Origin of the sequence: Streptomyces europaeiscabiei (assembly GCF_001550375.1) — a bacterium.
Taxonomy (GTDB): domain Bacteria; phylum Actinomycetota; class Actinomycetes; order Streptomycetales; family Streptomycetaceae; genus Streptomyces; species Streptomyces europaeiscabiei.
This window is the reverse complement of the sequence record NZ_LRTR01000841.1, coordinates 1-17,401: the sequence shown is the minus strand read 5'-3', so window position 1 is coordinate 17,401 and position 17,401 is coordinate 1. Positions and strand designations below refer to the sequence as shown.

The following is a 17,401-nucleotide window of genomic DNA, read 5'->3' as shown; positions in this document are numbered from 1 at the left end:
GTCGCGGAACCGGACCCGGCCGGCATCGGCGTACCGGCCGGGTCCGGCGGCTGCTCGCCCTCGGCCAGCAGCCAGCCGATGAGGGCTCCGGCGGGGAGGGTGGTGCCGGCCGGGACCACCGGGTGGAGCCGTCCTGCGGCCTCGGCCTCGACGTCCACGTCGACCTTGTCGGTGGCCAGCCGCAGCAGCGCGTCGCCCTCGGCGACGGCCCCGCCGGTGGGCACGAGCCATTCGTCGATCGTGCCTTCCTGCATGGTCAGGCCGATCTTCGGCAGCAGAACCTCGACCGCCACGTCGGTCACGACCTTTCGAGGAGGCGCCGGCAGCCCTGGGCGATCCGGACGCGATCGGGAACATAGGCCTTCTCCAGGACCGGGGAGAAAGGCACCGGGGAGAAAGGGGCGCCGATACGCAGGACCGGCGCGTCGAGGTGGTCGAAGGCGGCGTCCTGGATCTGGGCGGCGATCTCCGCGCCGAGCCCGCCGAAGGTGACGGCCTCGTGCACCACGAGGACCCGGTTGGTGCGGCGGACGGAGGCGAACATGGTCTCGGTGTCCAGGGGCTGCACGGTGCGGGGGTCGATCACCTCGATCTCCACGCCCTCGGCGGCGAGTTCGTCGGCCGCCGCGAGGGCCTCGCCGACCATGCGGCCCAGGGCGATCACGGTGACGTCGCCACCGTGCCGGGCGGTGTGCGCCCGGCCCAGCGGGATGCCGTAGATCTCCTCGGGCACCTCGCCTGTGCTGCCGAGCAGGACCTTGTTGAGCATCACGACAACCGGGTTGTCGTCCCTGATCGCCGCGACGGTGAGCCCCTTGGCGGTGTACGCGTCGGACGGCATCACCACCTTGAGGCCGGGCACGTGGGCGAGCCAGGCCTCCAGGCTCTGACTGTGCTGGGCGGCGGCGCCCAGGCCCGCTCCGGAGGCGGTGGTGATGGTCAGCGGCACGGACACCGAGCCGCCGAACATGTACTTCATCTTGGCGGCCTGGTTGACGATCTGGTCGAGGCAGACCCCGATGAAGTCCATGAACATGAGGTCGACGACGGGCCGCAGCCCACGGGCGGCGGCTCCCACCCCGAGGCCGACCAGGGCGGCCTCGGAGATCGGGGTGTCGATCATGCGGCGGGGGCCGAACTCGTCGAGCAGGTTGTCGAACATGCGGAAGACACCGCCGTATCCGGCCACGTCCTCGCCGGCGACGAAGACGTTCTCGTCCTCGCGCATGGCCTGCGCGAGCCCCTCGTTGAAGGCCTTGACGTAGGTGAGTTTGCGGGCCGTGCCTTCTGGGGCGGCGGCCATTGCTTCGGTGCGGGTGCTCATGGCGGTCATCCCGAGTAGACGTTGGCCAGCAGGTCGGCGGGGTCGGGCAGGGGGCTCGCCTCGGCGTACGCGATGGCCTCGGCGATCTCGTCGCGGGTGCGCTGCCAGGTGTCGTCCAGGTCCGCGCGGGTGGCGGTGCCGTCGGCGAGGGCGCGGGCTTCGAGCAGGTCGATGGGGTCGCGGGCCCTCCACTCGGCGACCTCCTCGTCCGAGCGGTAGGGGTGGCGCAGTCCCTTGACGCCCTGGTGGTCGTAGAAGCGGTAGGTCTTGGCCTCGATCATCATGGGGCCGCCGCCGGAGCGGGCCCGCTCGACGGCCTCGCCGGCGGCGCGGTGGACGGCGACCGCGTCCATGCCGTCGACGATGACGGCGGGCATGCCGTAGGCGGACGCCCGCTCGGCGACGTCGGTGATCAGCATGTGCTTCGACTGGGGCGTGAACTCGGCGTAGCCGTTGTTCTCACAGACGAAGACGACGGGCAGGCCGAGGATGGCGGCCATGTTGGCGCCCTCGTGGAAGGCACCGATGTTCGTGGCACCGTCGCCGAAGAAGGTCACGGCGACGCTGTCCTCGCCCTTGTACCGGGCCGCGAAGGCGGCGCCCACCGCGATCGGGACACCCGCTCCGACGATGCCGTTGGCACCGAGCATGCCGCGGGTGACGTCGTTGATGTGCATGCTCCCGCCGCGGCCGAGGCAGGCGCCGGTGACACGGCCGTACAGCTCGGCGTACATCTCCCGGAAGCCGACGCCCTTGGCCACGGCATGTCCGTGTCCGCGGTGGGTGGAGGTGATCTGGTCGTCGTCGCGCAGGGCGGCCATCACGCCGGCGGCCACGGCTTCCTGGCCGACATAGAGATGCAGGAAACCGGGCAGTTTGCCGGCCTCCATGAGCTTGCCGGCCTCGGTCTCGAACAGCCGGATGCGCACCATGCGTTCATGTAGATCCTTGATGACCCGCGCGGTGACCTGCGCGGATTTCTTCGACGCCGTCGACGCTCGTTGAGCCATCGTCCGCCCCTTCGCCCGAGGGAAGTTGCCAAGCAATCGGACTTACTAGTGCCGGTCTACAGTAACCAGCATGGGGGCACCTTACTGAACAGGGTCTCTAATTACTACGCCCCGGTCCCGACTCCCCGCCCCGCGCGTCCACCAGCTCCACGGCGTTACCCTCCGGATCCGACCAGAAGCTGACGCGCCGCCCCCGCGCCAGGACGACGACCGGGTCCGACAGGGGCCGGGCACCCGCGGCCGTCAGCGCCTCGACCACCGGGTCCATGTCGTCGAGGTGAAAGGTCAGGTACGACAGTCCCTGCCGCCCGGCCGGAGCGGACGCCTCGCCCGGCGACGGCCCGGACGCCGAGAGTGACGGGGATGACGAGGGAAGAAGCAACTTGACGCACCCCCCTGAGGGCACCCGGAGCCAGACCACGAGCAGCTCGCCGCCGAGGCCCGCGGGACCGCCGACGGACTCCGGCACGCGCGAGCGGCGCGCGACCCGGCAACCGAGCACCTCGCCGTAGAAGCGCTCCATCGCCTCCAGGTCCCGCACCACCACGCCCACCTCGAACGGCAGGGTCATGACCATCGCACCCACCCCCACGGACCACAGAGTGGCCACTTCGCCACTTTCTATTGACAGACCACACTAAGTCCTGTTGTCGTTTCGGACACAACCCAGCTGTCGCATTCCGAAGCCGGTCGCCGGCTCGCGGCTGGGAGGATTGTGAGGACATCGTGGTCCAGACCAGTTCGCCGGGGATTCGGGAGACGGACGCCGGGAGCGAGCCGCCCTCGGCCCCTCCGACTCCCGAATACTCCTCGTGGATCAGCCGGGACCGGTCCACCGACGCCGCGTCCCTGGCGATGCGGCGGGAGGCCGCCGAACTCGTCGAACGCGTGGTGGCGCACTACCGCGACAACACGACGCACGAGGCGGACGGCCAGTGGACGGAGCCTGTCGCCAACTACCTCGACGCCGACCGGTGGCGACGCGAGATGGAAGTCGTCCACAGGAGCGTCCCGCTACCGCTCGCGATGTCCTGCGAGCTTCCCGGGCCGAACACCTACAAGGCGATCGACGTGCTCGGCATCCCGGTGCTGATCACCCGTGACCGCCAGGGCACCGTGCACGCGATGATCAACGCCTGCCGGCACCGGGGAGCCAAGCTCCTGGAACCCGGCTGCGGGGTGTCGAGGCGTCTCACCTGCCCGTACCACTCCTGGTCCTACGACCTGGCCGGTGAGCTGCGGGGCGTGTACGCCGAGAAGACCTTCGGAGAGGTTCCGCGCGAGGGCCGCGGCCTGGTCAGGCTTCCGGCCGGGGAGCGGGCGGGGATCGTCTTCGTCTCCCTGGACCCGGCCGCCGAACCCGACCTGGACGCCTGGCTGGGCGATCTGCGGCCCCTGCTGGAGGGGCTGCGGCTGGCCGAATGCCAGCACTACTCCACCAGTGAGCTGACCAGCCCCAACTGGAAGGTCACCCTCGACGGGTACCTGGAGACGTACCACTTCGCCTCGCTGCACCCGAAGACGGTGTTCGAGACGAACCTCTCCAACATGATGGCCCACGACACCTGGGGCCCCCACCAGCGCATCGCACCGGCGCTGCGTCCGGTCGCGCAGGCGGTCGAGCTGCCTGCGGACCAGCGCGACCCGGGCGACTGCGTCGGCCCCATCTACTGGCTCTTCCCGGGCCTCGCGATCGCCGGCGGCTGGCGGCAGAAGATCGCCGTCTCCCTGGTGCTCCCCCGGACGGCCACCGAGTCGGTGACCCAGCAGATCATCCTGCTGCGGGAACCGGCGGTCACCGACGAGGAGCGCCAGGCCGCCGACCGGTTCGGCGAATGGTTCCACGAGGTGGTCCGCGACGAGGACTACGCGACCACCTACGGAGTACAGCAGGGCCTCGCCGCCCTCGACGGGACCGACTTCGTCTTCGGACGCAACGAGCCCGGACTCCAGCACTTCCACCGCACCATCCACCAGTCCCTGGACACGCACGCCGAAGGCACTCAAGCCGACCGAGCCACCAGGTGACGAACCAACCACACTCGCGGGAGAACACCATGGTGGCTACGGGCAGCCTCGACGGACGTGTCGCGGTGATCACGGGCAGCACGCGCAGCATCGGCCGCGCCATCGCCGAACAGTTCCTGGCCGACGGCGCCACAGTCGTCATCAGCGGCCGCAGCGAGCTGAAGGGCAAGCAGGCCCTGGAGGAGATCGGCGCCGGTGACCGGGCCGTCTTCCACCCCTGCGACGCCAACAGCCAGGAGGACATCGAGAACCTCGCCGACTTCGCCGCCGAGCGCTTCGGCCGGCTCGACGTCTGGGTCAACAACGCCGGCGGCACCTCGGGCTTCGCCCCGGTCCACCAGCTCAGCGACGAGGCCTGGCACGACGCCCTCAAGCTGAACCTCAACGCCTACTTCTACGGCACCCGGCGCGCGCTGCCGAAGATGCTGGCGGGCGGCTGGGGTCGGATCATCAACATCTCCTCCGTCGAGGGCAAGCAGGCCAACAAGCCCGCGATCAGCCACTACATCACCAACAAGCACGCGATCCACGGCCTGACCAAGGCGACCGCCTTCGAGTACGGCACCCAGGGCATCACCTGCAACGCCATCTGCCCCGGCGCCGTCGACACCGACCTCATGCGGGCCGCCGGACCGGCCGCGGCCGAGGCCGAGGGCATCTCCTACGAGGAGTGGCTGGGCCGGTTCGCCGAGCACGCCGCCACCAAGAAGATCACCACCGTGGAACAGATCGCGGCCGTCGCCTCACTGCTCGCAAGCGACGTCGGCGCCGGTATCACCGGCACGCTGATCAGCGTCGACGGCGGTACGGCGCAGTGGTAGGCACCGGGACGGACGGCGGGAGACCTTCGGTCATGAAGAGCTGGATCACGGACTGGCAGCGCAGTGAGCGGCTGCCGCACTACACCCGCGCCAACGCGGGCGAGACCCTGCCGGAGCCGGCCAGCCCGCTGGGCTGGACCCTGGTCTGGGGGCGCGGTCTGCACGGCTGGCGCAAGGGCTTCGTCGGCTTCGGCATCTACCACGAGGAGGAGGTGGCCGGCCCTCGACCGCCGTTCGTCGGGATGTTCGGCGGCTACTTCTACCTCAACCTCTCTCACATGCGGCTGTTCGGCATCCGCATGGGCCAGACTGCGGACCAGATCGACGCCGCCTTCGTCGGCCAGCGCTCGGACACTCCGGCGTATGTGGCACACCCCGACGACCAGGACGGAGAACTGACCGCGAAGGCCGGTGGCACGCTCCAGCGGATGCTGGGCCAGACCAACTTCCCGGAGGCCGACGCCGACCGGGAGCGGCTGCGCCGCCTGCGCCGCGAGCGGCCGGACCCGAGCGGGCTGTCCGACGCCGAACTGGTGGCGTACGCACGGTCGTTGCTGGACCAGGTGGAGACCACCTTCCAACGGCACGTCGAGTCGTCGCTGCCCGCGTCCGTCGGACCCGCGATCCTCGGGCCGCTGTGCGCGAGCGTGGACCGACCGGGCGACATGCTGGACCTCATCGGCGGTCTCGGCGACGTCGACTCGGCCTCCCCCTCGGACGGGCTGTGGACGCTGTCCCGCCAGGTGGCGGCGTCGGCGGAGCTGACCGCGCTGTTCGACGAGGGCCCGGCCGCGGTGGAGCGGGCGCTCGACGGGGCGATCGGGGACGTGAAGGCGTTCCGTGACGCGTTCGAGGAGTTCCTGGCCACGTCCGGCGACCGCGGTCCCAACGAGTGGGACATCCACGCGCTGTCGTGGGAGGCCGCGCCGGTCCAGGCACTGGCGCTGGTCGACCGGATCCGGCACAGCTCCGACGACGGCTCCCCCGCCGCCCGGCGGGCTCGCCTGAGCTCGCGACGCGAGCAGACCGCGCGGGAGATCCGGGACGCGCTGCCCGAGGACGCGCAGCCGATGTTCGACGCCGGCATGCACGCCTCCCAGGTGTGGATCCCGGCCCGCGAGCGCACCAAGGCGAACTGTGTGACCGTCGTCAACGAGATCCGGATGGCGGTGCGGGAGCTCGGCCGCCGCGGCGTCGAGGCGGGACGCCTCGCCGCGCCCGAGGACGTGATGATGCTGCTCGACACCGAACTCGACGACTATGTCGCCGACCCGGAGGCGTTCGGCCCCGTCATCGCGCAGCGTCTTCAGGAGTACGCCGGACTGCACGAACTGGAACCGCCGTTCTTCATCGCGGACGACGCGCGGACCGAGATCGACACCTGGCCGCGACGCGCCGAGGAGCGCACCGAGGCCGCGGTCGAGGGCGATGCCCTCAGCGGTGTGGGCGGCAGCCACGGGACGTACACCGGCAGGGTGCGGGTGGTCACCGACCCGGCCTCGTGCGAGGCGCTGGAGCCGGGTGAGGTACTGGTCGCGCCGATCACGGACGCGGCCTGGACTCCGCTGTTCCTGGTCGCCGGGGCGGCCGTGGTGGACGTGGGCGCGATCAACAGCCACGCCGTCGTGGTCTGCCGGGAGCTGGGCATCCCGGCCGTCATCTCCGTCGAAGGCGGAACACGACGGCTGCGGGACGGCATGGTGATCACGGTCGACGGCGACCGGGGCACGGTCACCGTCGACAGCGTCCCGGCGCCGCTCGGCGTCTGAGACACCTCGGGCCCGTCGCCCCCTGCACAGGGGCGGCGGGCCCGAGGGCATGACCGCGAAAGGAACCACGTGACCGAGGAAATCATCGTCGCCGGCTGGATGGACTACGCACCCGGCGACCGCGACACCATGCTGAGGGCCCTGGTCGAGCTGGGCCGGCACACCCGTGAGCGGGAACCCGGCTGCCTGGACTACGCCATGACCGCCGATCCCACCGACGAGCGGCGTATCCGGGTGTACGAGCACTGGACCTCCCGGCAGGCCCTCGACGAGCACTTCGCCACCGCGCACATCCAGGACTTCCGGGCGGCCGTGGCGGGGCTGACCCGCGTCGGGGTCCGCCTGACGGCCCACACCGTCGCCGCGTCACGCCCCATGCGCTGAGACGGCGCCCCCGGCGGGGGCGCCGTCCCGGTGGGATCAGCCCAGTCGGACCAGCATCTTGCCGACGTTGCCGCCGTCCAGCAGGGACAGCAGCGCACCGGCGGCGTTCTCCAGGCCGTCCACGACCGTCTCGCGCGCGGTGATCCGGCCCTCGGCGAGCCAGCTCGCGACCCGCTGCTCGAACTCCGGCCGCAGATCGTCATGGTCACGCACGATGAAGCCGCGCAGCGTCAGCCGCTTGAGGACCGCCTGGATCAGCTGGTTGATGTCCACCGGGCGTCGCTCGCCGCCGAACTGCGACATCATGCCGCACAGAGCGATGCGCCCCCCGGGGCGCAACGCGTGCAGGGCGGCGGCCAGTTGCTCACCGCCTACGTTGTCGAAGTAGACGTCGAGGCCGTCGGGCGCCAGCCGAGCCAGCGCCTCGCGCACCGGCTCGGTCCGGTAGTCCGCGGCGGCGTCGTAGCCGAACTCCTTCACCAGCAGGGCGCACTTGTCCGGCCCTCCGGCGGTCCCGATGACCCGGTCCGCGCCCAGCAGCCGCGCGAACTGGCCGGCGGCGGTGCCCACGGCCCCGGCTGCCGCCGATACGAAGACGGTGTCGCCGGGGCGCAGTTCGGCGATCCGGGTCAGGCCGACGTACGCGGTGAACCCGGTCTGGCCGAGCAGCCCCAGCCAGGTGGGCAGCGGGGCGAGGCGCGGGTCGACGCGGTCCGCGCCGTCGGTGTCCGCGCCGTCCAGCACGGCCCGCTCCCGCCAGCCCAGCTGGTGCCGTACGAAGGCACCGGCCGGAACCGAGGAGCAGCGGCTCTCCTCCACGACCCCGAGGGCCCGGCCGTCGAGCGGCGAGCCGGGGGTGAAGTTGTGCGTGTAGTGCTTCTCGGTGCTCTCCAGCCGCCCCCGCATGGACGGGTCGACGCTCATGTAGAGGTTGCGCACGAGAACTTGTCCCGCGCCGAGGGCCGGCAGTGGGCGTTCCTCCACGGCGAAGTCGGCGGGGACCGGTTCCCCGTCGGGCCGGCGCACCAGACAGACCACCCGCGTGGTGCGGGGCGCCACCGGGTCACTCCCCCGGCTGCCGGGCGCCGCGCCGCTGGGCGAGCCGGCCCACCCAGCCGGCCATCTGCAGATCGGCGTGGCGCAGTTCGCCCGACTGCCACCGGGCCTGGAAGTCGAAGACGCCCTGTGCTCCGGTCTTCGGGTCGGTCACCTCGACCAGGCCGTCCTCGGTGAGCCGGTACACATGCCCGGTCAGCGGGTGGATCACTTGCTTGGCCATGGTGGGCCTCACTCCTGCACTCGGCGGCGTACGCCGCGCTTGGTCACGGTCACCGGGCCCTCGACCCGGAGCCGGCAGGCGAGCCGGGTCAGGCCGTCCACCGGCTTGCGCAGGGCCTCGATGCCCTCGCGTTCCAGCGGGTCCACGGGGGAACAGTTCTCGGCTCCTTCCTCGATCCGGACGAAGCAGGTGCGGCAGGTGCCCTTGCCACCGCAGATGGTCGGCCAGCGGTAGCCGAGCCGTCCGGCGGCGCTGAACAGGTCCTCGCCGTCGCGGACCTCGATCTCGACGTCGGAGGGCCGGACGGCCACGCGGTGGGTCACTTCTCCATCCAGTGGTCCAGCGTCCGGTTGAAGTGGCGGATGCGGCTCTCCTGGTAGTTGGCCAGGGTGATGCCCGGCTTGCGCATCGCCTTCAGGCCCTGCTGGACGTAGGGCAGGTTCTCGCAGTCCTGGTCGAAGACGGGCCCGAGCACGCCGAGTTCGGGGATGTCCGCGAAGAGCATGTCCTCCGGCACCCAGCGGATCTTCGCCGGAGGCGGCATCTCGCCGGGCTGCTTCGGGGCCGACATGAAGATGATCTCGGCGGTGCAGGAGTCCGGGTCGAGGCCGTGGGGCCGGAACCGGTAGACGATGTTGGACTTGGCACCGCCCCAGGGGTTGAAGTTGGGGAACAACAGGTAGTTGATGGCGTCCAGCAGTTCGGTGTCGGCGGTCTGCGAGAAGTCCTGCCGCGCGGTGGCCGCCAGTTGCTCGCGCATGCGCTGGGCGAGGACCTGGCGGGCGGTGCCGCCGGGCGGGATCGCGGGCAGCTCGTCGCCCTCCTGCCTCACCAGGTCGCGCCCCTGAGCCGCCGAGTAGAACGCACGGGAGTCGTAGAACGTCTCCAGCACGTCCTCCTCCGTGACGGACTCCGCCACGTGCGGGCTGGGCGCGCCCTGGATGTTGATCATCCGGCTCCAGTTCGGCTGGTCGGCCATGACGTCGTACTGGGAGTTGGCGTCGGCGAGCCACGGCAGCATCTGCGGGTGGGTGGCGATCACGTGGAAGGACTCGATGAACGCGTCCTGCGCGATCTTCCAGTTGCACGGGAGCACCTTGGCGATGTGCAGCGACTTGTAGCGGTCCTCCAGCGGCCAGATGTAGTACTCGTCGAAGGTGCCGCGGTAGCTGTCGAAGGACTCCGCACAGGGGTCCATGTTGATGAAGACGAAGCCGCGCCAGGTGGCGACCCGGGCCTCGGGGAGCGCGAACTTCTCCGGGCTGACGTGCGGGAAGTCCCAGGCGCAGGGCGGGGTCCGCATGGTGCCGTCGAGGTTCCAGGCGAAGCCGTGGAACGAACAGCGGAACTCGCCGACGTTGCCGCCGCCGGTGCGCAGCTTCCGGCCGCGGTGCAGGCACACGTTGACGTAGGCGCGGATCTCGTCGGGGGCCGTGCGCACGACGATGAGCGAGTCGTCGCCGATCTCGTAGATCTCGTGGTCGCCGACCTCGGGAATCTCGCTCTCCAGGCAGGCGAACTGCCAGACCCGCCGCCATACCTGCCGCATCTCGCGTTCGGCCCAGTCGCGGGAGGTGAAGCGTGCGGCGTCGATGTCCTCGCTGCCGAGGTGGTCGTTCCGCTCGAACCTCAGAGCGGGCGGAACGGGCCGGCTGTCCTGGTCGAGGTAGTCCTGGACGCTGGGCCCGGGGCACCGTGCGGTGACCGACTCCGACGTTTCGTCCATCATCTCTCCTCCGGCAGAAACTTTAGAGTGAGTGTAGTTAGCAGCCCCGTCCGGGAGCAACACTCGTCACGACGAACAGCGCCATATCGCCCGAGGTCATCAAGGACAGCACCCCCAGGCCTGGAATTTTTTACGACAGCCCCCTCCCCAAGCCCGCTGGGGCATGTCACACTCCGACGCACTTGAGGCTGTAGTGCCTCATAAGTTTCTCGTCCGGGTCGGCGTCTGCCGGTCCCGGGCCAAGCGCCGCGGGCACCCCCCTCGGCCCGCGCCGTGCCCCACGCCGGCGATCGACGCAGCCCGTTTCCCCTCAGCACCCCATACGTGCCGTCCCGTTCCGGGAGGCACAGGATCCGCCTGAACCGGAGCCGACCGCCGCGGACGCGGGAGCGACGCGGGGCGCGGCAGCGCAGGCACACACCACGGGAGTACTCAACGATGAGTTCCAGACCCGGTCGCGCGGTTCGCCGCGCCCTCACCGCGATCGTGCCCGTCACCGCCCTGCTCGCCCTGGCGGCGTGCGGTACGGGCGCGACGCCGGCCGCCGACACCTCGCAGGCGGCGGGCCCCGACTCGCCCGGCCTGACGGCGGCCCGCGCGGCCCTGAAGACATACTCCGAGCGCCCGGCCTCGATCTCCGTCACCCAGCCCGTCGGCAAGAAGATCCCCAAGGGCAAGAAGATCGACTTCATCCTGTGCGGCGTCCAGTCCTGCAAGGATCTCGCCGACTTCTTCACCGAGGCCGCCGAGGAACTCGGCTGGAAGGTGAAGCAGATCGCCACCCAGGGCACACCGGAGTCCGTCCAGGCCGCCTACGAGCAGGCCCTGCGCGACAAGCCGGACGCCGTCGTCGCCTCCGGCTTCCCGCGTGCCGTCTACGCCAAGCAGCTGGCCCGGCTGAACGACGCCGAGATCCCCGTCATCCAGTCGAACGCCGACGACCTGCTGGGCGACGGCATCTCCCTGCTCAAGAACGGGCCGGACGACGTCGGCGTCCAGGGCGAGATGCTCGCCTCATGGGTGGTGTCGAACAGTGACGCCAAGGCGAACACCGTCTACTTCGACCTTCCGGCCTACACGATCCTCAAGCCCGTCAAGGACTCCTTCGCCGCCAAGTACGGGAAATGGTGCGAGGGTTGTGGACTGGACAACGTCGACGTGCCGATCACCGCGGTGGGCAAGGACATGCCGGACCGCGTGGTGTCGTACCTCCGGTCGCACCCGAAGGTGACCCATGTCGTCTTCTCCCTGGGCCTGCTCAACGTGGGCGTGCCGGCCGCGCTGAAGACCGCCGGCATCACCGGCAAGCACATCGTCGTCAACGTCGGTGACGCGCAGAACTACCAGTACATCCAGAGCGGTCTCACCGACGGCGCGATGGCGCTCAACTCCCACGAGACGGCCTGGATCCAGGCCGACGCCCTGGCCCGGCACTTCACCGGCCAGCCCATGGACGTGGACCAGCGGGCGGCACTGCCCAACATGCTCGTCACCAAGGACAACCTGCCCTCGGCCGACGGCGACTTCCCGATCGTCGAGGACTACCAGGCTCAGTTCAAGGCGCTCTGGGGACTGAGTTGACCGGCCCGGTGCTGCGGGTGGCCGCCCTGTCGAAGAGATTCGGCGGCACCCAGGCACTCGAGGACGTCGACCTGGAGGTGGCACCCGGCGAGATCCACGCCCTGATCGGGCCCAACGGCGCCGGAAAGTCCACCCTCATCAAGATCCTCGCCGGCTACCACCACGCGGAACCGGGGGCGGTGGCCGAACTCGACGGCGAGCCGTTCGACCTCGACCAGGTCGCCGCCTCCCGGCACGACCGGCTCCGCTTCGTCCACCAGGAGCTGGGGCTGGTGGGCGAGTTGAGCGCCGTCGACAACCTCGCGCTCAGCCGTGGCTTCGCCCGCACGGCCCTCGGCAACATCCGCTGGCGGGAGATGGAGAGGCGTACGACCGCACTGGTCGAACGGTTCGGTCTCGGCATCGACGTACGCCGGCCCCTGACGACCGCGACCCCCGTCCAGCGCGCGGTGGTGGCCATCGCCGCCGCGCTGCAGGGCTGGGAGGGCCGGCGCGGAGTCCTGGTCCTCGACGAGCCCACCGCCGTGCTGCCGCCCGGTGAGGTGGCGCGGCTCTTCGACATCGTGAGGGAGATACGCGACGCCGGCGCCGGCGTGCTGTACGTCTCGCACCGGATGGACGAGATCTTCGCGCTCGCGGACCGGGTCACCGTGATCCGCGGCGGACGCCGGATCGCCACCCGGCGGGTCGACGAACTCACCCCGCGCTCGCTGGCGGAACTGATGGCGGGCGAGGAGACCGAGACCGACCACCGTCCGGCCCACCGCCCCGGCACCGACGGGGCCGACGTAGCGGTCCTGGAGGTCCGTGACCTGCGGGCCGGCCCCCTGCGCGGGATCGGCTTCGACCTGGCCCGGGGTGAGCGGCTGGGCATCACCGGCCTGGTCGGCTCCGGCCACGAGATCGTGCCGTACGCGGTGTGCGGCGCCCACCCCGGGCGGGTGAGCGGCAGGCTGCGGCTGCCGGAGCGCTCCGCACGCTGGACGGACGCGCGCCACGCCGGCCGGCTGGACCTCCCCCTGGTCCCCGCCGACCGGGCGAGTGAGGGGGTGATCGGCGACTTCTCGGTCGGCGAGAACCTCACCCTCCCCCTCCTGGACCGGCTCCGGGCCCGCGGCGGACGGCTGCACCGGCACCGCGAGTCCGCCCTCGCCGAGGACTGGATCGAGCGCGTCGGGGTGCGCACGGCGGGCCGCGGGGCCCGCGTCACCACCCTGAGCGGCGGCAACCAGCAGAAGGTCGTCATGGCCCGCTGTCTGGCACAGCGTCCGCCGGTGCTGGCCCTGTGCGAACCCACGGCGGGCGTCGACATCGCCACCCGTCTGCAGCTGTACGACCTGATAGAGCGCCAGGCCGGCGAGGGCATGGGCGTCATCGTCTCCTCGTCCGACACCCAGGACCTGCTCGCCCTGTGCACCCGCGTCCTGGTGGTGCGCGACGGGCGGATCGCACGCGAACTCGTCGGCCGCGACATCACCGAGCCCGCGCTGGTGCACGCCATGGAAGGAACCGAGTGACATGACCTCCACCACCCCGACCCGGCCGGCGGTGCCCGTGCCGACCGCACGGGTCCGGCGGGCGGCGTCCGCCAAGGCCTCCCTGTCGTTCCTGTCGTTCCGGAACATCGGCGCGGTGTACGTGTGGCTGGTCATCGCCGTGCTCTTCTCCGTCTGGGCACCGGAGACGTTCCCGACCACCACCACGGTCAAGCAGATACTCAACGGCAACGCCGTGGCCGGACTGGTGGCGCTCAGCGTCGTACCCCCGCTGGCCGCCCGGGTCTTCGACCTCTCCGTGGCCTACACCATGTCGCTGACCAGCGTGCTGACCGCCTACTTCCTGGTCTCCACCGGGCTCGGACCCGCCGCCGCGATCGCCCTGGCGATGACCGCCGCGCTGGTGATCGGGGTCGTCAACGGGATCGTGGTGGTGGTGCTGCGGGTCGACTCCTTCATCGCGACCCTGGCGACCGGCGCACTGATCCAGTCGGTGATCACCATGGTCACCAACGACAGCTCCATCACCGGTGTGCGGCTGCTGGCCGAGCCGTTCGCGAGCATCGCGCAGTTCGACGCGGGCGGCATCACCCTGCCGGTGCTCTATCTGCTGCTCGCCGCGACGGCCATCTGGTTCCTGCTGGAACACACCGCCACCGGGCGCCGGTTGTACGCGACCGGCTTCAACACGGACGCGGCACGGCTGCAGGGGGTGCGCACCGACCGGCTGCGCTTTCTGACCCTGGTGTCGTCCGCGCTGCTGTCCGGGTTCGCCGGAATCGTCTTCGCGTCCTCGGTCGGATCGGGATCACCGACCGCGGGCACCCCGTATCTGCTGTCGGCCTACGCCGCGGCCTTCGTCGGGGCGACCCAGCTGCGCGCCGGCCGCTTCAACGCCTGGGGCACGGTCCTCGCGGTCCTGCTGCTCGGCACCGGCGTCACCGGCCTCGGGCTCGCCACGAGCGCGCCGTGGGCCGCGAGTCTGTTCACCGGTGTGGTCCTCATCGTCGCGCTGGTCCTGACGGGTGGCCGGATCGCCCTGCCCGCCGTCCTGCGCCGCCGCAGGGGGAACCCCTCGCACGAGGGACCCGGGGCTCCCGCGACACCCGCGGCGGCGCCCGCTCCCGGTGAGGAGGACCGAAAGTGAAGGCTCTGCAGTACCTCAGGGTGGGGCAGGCCCCCGAGGTCGTGGACGTTCCCGTGCCCGAACCCGGCCCGGGTGAGGTGCTGTTGAAGGTGACGGCGGCGGGGCTGTGCCACTCCGACCTGGCGGTCATGGGCTGGCCCGAGGAGCAGTTCCCGTACCCGCTGCCCCTGACCCTCGGCCACGAAGGGGTCGGCACCGTCGCGGCGGTCGGCAGCGGGGCCGAGGGGCCGGCGGAGGGCGACGCGGTGGCGGTGTACGGCCCGTGGGGCTGCGGGCGCTGCCACAAGTGCGCCGTGGGCAAGGAGAACTGCTGTCCGCACGCCGCCGGGCTCGGCATTCTTCCGCCCGGGCTCGGCTCCCCCGGCGCCCTGGCCGAGTACATGGTGGTGAGGTCTCCCCGCCATCTGGTTCCGCTCAGGGGCCTCGACCCGGTGCAGGCGGCTCCGCTCACCGACGCCGGGCTGACGCCGTATCACGCGATCGTGAAGTCGCTGCCCAAGCTGGTGCCGGGCAGCACCGCCGTCGTCATCGGTGTCGGCGGACTCGGCCATCTCGCCGTGCAGCTGCTGCGCGCGCTGACGCCGGCCCGGGTGGTCGCCCTCGACCTGAGCGAGGAGAAGCTGGAGCTGGCGAAGGCCGTCGGCGCCCACGAGACTCTGCTCTCCGACGACGCGGCGGCCGGGCGGATCCGGGAACTCACCGGTGGAACGGGGGCGGAGGTGATCCTGGACTTCGTGGGAGCCACGCCGACCCTGGCGGTCGCCGCGGCGTCCGTGGCGGTCGAGGGCGACGTGACGATCGTCGGACTCGGCGGGGGCACGCTGGCGGTCGGCTTCGGCGGCGGACTGCCGTTCGAGGTGTCCGCCTCGTTCCCCTACTGGGGCAGCCGCGCGGAGCTGATGGAGGTCGTCGAGCTGGCGCGGCAGGGGGTCGTCGCCTCCCACGTCGAGACCTTCTCGCTGGAGGAGGCACCGATGGCCTACGAGCGTCTGCACGCCGGGGACATCAACGGGCGGGCGGTGGTGCTGCCGCACGGCTGAACGAATGGGGCAGGCCCAGCGCTTTTTCGCCCCCGCCGCTCCTTCCCGTCCCGTCCCCGCAGGTCCGCCTGGGGCTTCTCGCGCAGTTCCCCGCGCCCTGAAAGGGGCGCGGGGAACTGCGCGAACGGGGTCCGGGCGGAGCCCCGAGGAGGGGACGGGAAGGGGCGGCGGGGCGAACTACTCCGGTCCCCGCACCCCCACCGCCCACCTCACACAGCGCCGCAGCACCGTCACGAACTCCGGTGTCTCCCACGGCCCCCGGTCCACGCGCCCGGTGTCGTCGACGCCGAGATCCTGCACGTCGTACCGGCCCCGGCAGTGGCCGAGGGTGAAGTAGCAGACCTCACCGGCGCCGTGCCGCTTGAGGTACAGGACGGGGCGCGGCGCGTCGTCGAGCGCCGCCTCGTCACCCTCCGCGAAGCCGCGGCACGGACCCTGGTAGTCGGTATGGAGCAGCACCTCCAGCTCGCCGTGCAGCTCGCACACGTACAGCTCGTCGGTGACCGTGAACGGTTCGACGCCCTCGACCAGCGGGTGGTCCGGCCGGGTCACCCGTACCTCGTACGGCGCGATCGGCGGGTGGGCCAGGAACTGGCTGCCGAGCACGGCGGCGACCTCACCGAGGAGCCGCGGAGTGGTGAACACCCGCGGTCCTCCGGGAGGGGGCGACTCGATCACCGCGTTGGTGCCGTGCAGGGCGAGCCAGCGCCCGCCCCGCTCCACGAACCGTGCCAGCGCGGCCCGTTGCGAGGGTCGGGGCCGTACGTCACAGGTGTAGGTGACCAGGAGGTCGGCGCTCTGGAGTGCGGGTACGCAGTCGTAGTCCTCGTAGACCCGCGTGCGGACCCGGGGGTGACCGTCCAGCAGCTCCAGCAGCCGCAGCCGCGCGTGGTCGAAGTCGTGCCACCTGCCGCCGCAGACCAGTACGGCGTCCAGACGGCCGGCCGGGCCCGCCACGGCTCAGTACTGGACGCGGGTGAGCAGCCCGCCGTCCACCACGAGGTTGACGCCGACGCAGAAGGAGCCGGGGCGGCCGAGCAGGAACGCCACGGCGGCCGCCACGTCCTCCGCGGTGCCGTAGCGGCCGATCGGCAGCTTGGCGAGGACCTCCTCGTACACCTCCGGACGGCTGGTGCGGATGGTCTCCCAGGCGCCGCCGGGGAAGTCGATCGGGCCGGGCGAGACGGTGTTGACGCGGATGCCCTTCGGTGCGAGCGCGTGCGCGAGGGCGGAGGCGTGCTGGACCACGGCTGCCTTGAGGGCGGAGTAGGAGTTGGCGCCGGCGGGCCGGGCCGTGTCGGAGGCGTTGGTGGTGCCGATGGCGACCACGGCGGCCCGGTCGGAGGCCTCCAGGTGGGGCAGGGCCGCCTCGACGAGTCCCGCGAACGGGATCAGGTCGCCGCGCAGGCTCGCCTCCCACGACTCGGGGCCCTTGACGTTGCCCGCCGAGACGTTGGACACGAGCAGGTCCAGTCCGTCGAGGGCGCCGGCCGCCCGCTCCACGAAGCCCGCGAGCGCGGCCGGGTCGGTGACGTCGACCGGCTCGGCGAACACCGTCGCGCCTTCGCCGCGCAGTTCGGCGGCGGCCTTGGCCAGTGCCTCCTCGCCCCGGGCGCAGAGCGCCAGCGCGCAGCCCTCGGCCGCCAGGGTTGCGGCGATCGCCCGGCCGATGCCCCGGCTCGCGCCGGTCACCAGTGCCTTCGCGCCTGTCAGTCCCAGATCCATCGCTCTCACTCCTTCGTGGTGGGTGGTGGGTGGTGGGTGGTGGGTGGTGGGTGGTGGGTGGTGGGTGTGCC

General features: G+C 71.4%; 18 protein-coding genes. 8 read left to right on the top strand and 10 right to left on the bottom strand.

Going from position 1 to position 17,401, the window contains the following annotated elements:
- The 4 genes from AWZ10_RS42790 to AWZ10_RS42775 form a co-directional block, all read right to left on the bottom strand.
- Positions 1 to 302: lipoyl domain-containing protein (locus AWZ10_RS42790; RefSeq protein ID WP_244172754.1), on the bottom strand; the 302-nt coding region annotated here is incomplete at its 3' end.
- Positions 299 to 1,324, bottom strand: coding sequence for an alpha-ketoacid dehydrogenase subunit beta (locus AWZ10_RS42785; protein ID WP_046702558.1), 1,026 nt, complete (start codon positions 1,322 to 1,324; stop codon positions 299 to 301). The genes AWZ10_RS42785 and AWZ10_RS42790, both read right to left, overlap by 4 nt.
- A 5-nt stretch (positions 1,325 to 1,329) precedes the next feature.
- The gene (locus tag AWZ10_RS42780) at positions 1,330 to 2,334 is read right to left on the bottom strand and encodes a thiamine pyrophosphate-dependent dehydrogenase E1 component subunit alpha (protein WP_234360766.1); all 1,005 of its coding nucleotides are present in this window, start codon (positions 2,332 to 2,334) and stop codon (positions 1,330 to 1,332) included.
- Between the two features lie 97 nt (positions 2,335 to 2,431).
- Positions 2,432 to 2,944: a VOC family protein gene (locus AWZ10_RS42775; protein WP_234360767.1), complete on the bottom strand. Its 513-nt coding sequence runs from the start codon at positions 2,942 to 2,944 to the stop codon at positions 2,432 to 2,434.
- A gap of 116 nt (positions 2,945 to 3,060) precedes the next feature.
- Here AWZ10_RS42775 and AWZ10_RS42770 point away from each other — a divergent pair, with 116 nt between their 5' ends.
- From AWZ10_RS42770 to AWZ10_RS42755, 4 genes are all read left to right on the top strand, one after another.
- A complete protein-coding gene (locus AWZ10_RS42770; protein ID WP_060893828.1) occupies positions 3,061 to 4,362 on the top strand; it encodes an aromatic ring-hydroxylating oxygenase subunit alpha in 1,302 nt (433 codons plus the stop codon).
- A 29-nt stretch (positions 4,363 to 4,391) separates the two neighbouring features.
- Positions 4,392 to 5,183: an SDR family NAD(P)-dependent oxidoreductase gene (locus AWZ10_RS42765; protein WP_037697506.1), complete on the top strand. Its 792-nt coding sequence runs from the start codon at positions 4,392 to 4,394 to the stop codon at positions 5,181 to 5,183.
- Positions 5,184 to 5,215: 32 nt separating this feature from the next.
- Entirely contained in the window at positions 5,216 to 6,952 is a 1,737-nt protein-coding gene (locus AWZ10_RS42760; protein WP_046702555.1) for a PEP-utilizing enzyme, read from the top strand.
- A gap of 69 nt (positions 6,953 to 7,021) precedes the next feature.
- Positions 7,022 to 7,336, top strand: coding sequence for a putative quinol monooxygenase (locus AWZ10_RS42755; RefSeq protein WP_052769450.1), 315 nt, complete (start codon positions 7,022 to 7,024; stop codon positions 7,334 to 7,336).
- 36 nt (positions 7,337 to 7,372) lie between these two features.
- Here the strand turns inward: AWZ10_RS42755 and AWZ10_RS42750 are convergent, their stop codons facing one another.
- The 4 genes from AWZ10_RS42750 to AWZ10_RS42735 are packed head-to-tail and all read right to left on the bottom strand — an operon-like array spanning position 7,373 to position 10,344.
- Entirely contained in the window at positions 7,373 to 8,395 is a 1,023-nt protein-coding gene (locus AWZ10_RS42750) for an NADP-dependent oxidoreductase (RefSeq protein WP_078935107.1), read from the bottom strand.
- A 4-nt stretch (positions 8,396 to 8,399) separates the two neighbouring features.
- Entirely contained in the window at positions 8,400 to 8,615 is a 216-nt protein-coding gene (locus AWZ10_RS42745) for a hypothetical protein (protein WP_046702554.1), read from the bottom strand.
- A gap of 8 nt (positions 8,616 to 8,623) precedes the next feature.
- Positions 8,624 to 8,938, bottom strand: a complete 315-nt coding sequence (locus AWZ10_RS42740) for a 2Fe-2S iron-sulfur cluster-binding protein (RefSeq protein ID WP_046702553.1) — start codon at positions 8,936 to 8,938, stop codon at positions 8,624 to 8,626.
- On the bottom strand, positions 8,935 to 10,344 hold the full coding sequence (locus AWZ10_RS42735) for an aromatic ring-hydroxylating oxygenase subunit alpha (protein ID WP_046702552.1): 1,410 nt from the start codon (positions 10,342 to 10,344) through the stop codon (positions 8,935 to 8,937). Before AWZ10_RS42735 ends, AWZ10_RS42740 begins: the two co-directional genes overlap by 4 nt.
- A 435-nt stretch (positions 10,345 to 10,779) precedes the next feature.
- Between AWZ10_RS42735 and AWZ10_RS42730 the strand changes: the two genes are divergently transcribed.
- The 4 genes from AWZ10_RS42730 to AWZ10_RS42715 are packed head-to-tail and all read left to right on the top strand — an operon-like array spanning position 10,780 to position 15,605.
- Positions 10,780 to 11,922, top strand: coding sequence for a sugar ABC transporter substrate-binding protein (locus AWZ10_RS42730; protein WP_060893827.1), 1,143 nt, complete (start codon positions 10,780 to 10,782; stop codon positions 11,920 to 11,922).
- Entirely contained in the window at positions 11,919 to 13,439 is a 1,521-nt protein-coding gene (locus AWZ10_RS42725) for a sugar ABC transporter ATP-binding protein (RefSeq protein ID WP_079104678.1), read from the top strand. The genes AWZ10_RS42730 and AWZ10_RS42725 overlap by 4 nt, the downstream gene beginning before the upstream one ends.
- Before the next feature lies 1 nt (position 13,440).
- The gene (locus AWZ10_RS42720; protein ID WP_052769448.1) at positions 13,441 to 14,565 is read left to right on the top strand and encodes an ABC transporter permease; all 1,125 of its coding nucleotides are present in this window, start codon (positions 13,441 to 13,443) and stop codon (positions 14,563 to 14,565) included.
- Positions 14,562 to 15,605, top strand: a complete 1,044-nt coding sequence (locus AWZ10_RS42715) for an NAD(P)-dependent alcohol dehydrogenase (RefSeq protein ID WP_060893825.1) — start codon at positions 14,562 to 14,564, stop codon at positions 15,603 to 15,605. The genes AWZ10_RS42720 and AWZ10_RS42715 overlap by 4 nt, the downstream gene beginning before the upstream one ends.
- Before the next feature lie 177 nt (positions 15,606 to 15,782).
- Here AWZ10_RS42715 and AWZ10_RS42710 read toward each other — a convergent pair whose 3' ends face one another.
- Both AWZ10_RS42710 and AWZ10_RS42705 read right to left on the bottom strand, forming a co-directional pair.
- Positions 15,783 to 16,562, bottom strand: coding sequence for a ThuA domain-containing protein (locus AWZ10_RS42710; RefSeq protein ID WP_060893824.1), 780 nt, complete (start codon positions 16,560 to 16,562; stop codon positions 15,783 to 15,785).
- A 3-nt stretch (positions 16,563 to 16,565) separates the two neighbouring features.
- A partial coding sequence (locus tag AWZ10_RS42705) for an SDR family NAD(P)-dependent oxidoreductase (protein ID WP_244172753.1) occupies positions 16,566 to 17,401 on the bottom strand: 836 nt, incomplete at its 5' end.

Coding starts and splice junctions, on each gene's coding strand:
- AWZ10_RS42765 (WP_037697506.1), top strand. CDS start 4,392: ATGGTGGCTACGGGCAGCCTCGACGGACGTGTCGCGGTGATCACGGGC.
- AWZ10_RS42735 (WP_046702552.1), bottom strand. CDS start 10,344: ATGATGGACGAAACGTCGGAGTCGGTCACCGCACGGTGCCCCGGGCCC.
- AWZ10_RS42730 (WP_060893827.1), top strand. CDS start 10,780: ATGAGTTCCAGACCCGGTCGCGCGGTTCGCCGCGCCCTCACCGCGATC.
- AWZ10_RS42720 (WP_052769448.1), top strand. CDS start 13,441: ATGACCTCCACCACCCCGACCCGGCCGGCGGTGCCCGTGCCGACCGCA.
- AWZ10_RS42760 (WP_046702555.1), top strand. CDS start 5,216: ATGAAGAGCTGGATCACGGACTGGCAGCGCAGTGAGCGGCTGCCGCAC.
- AWZ10_RS42745 (WP_046702554.1), bottom strand. CDS start 8,615: ATGGCCAAGCAAGTGATCCACCCGCTGACCGGGCATGTGTACCGGCTC.
- AWZ10_RS42780 (WP_234360766.1), bottom strand. CDS start 2,334: ATGGCTCAACGAGCGTCGACGGCGTCGAAGAAATCCGCGCAGGTCACC.
- AWZ10_RS42785 (WP_046702558.1), bottom strand. CDS start 1,324: ATGAGCACCCGCACCGAAGCAATGGCCGCCGCCCCAGAAGGCACGGCC.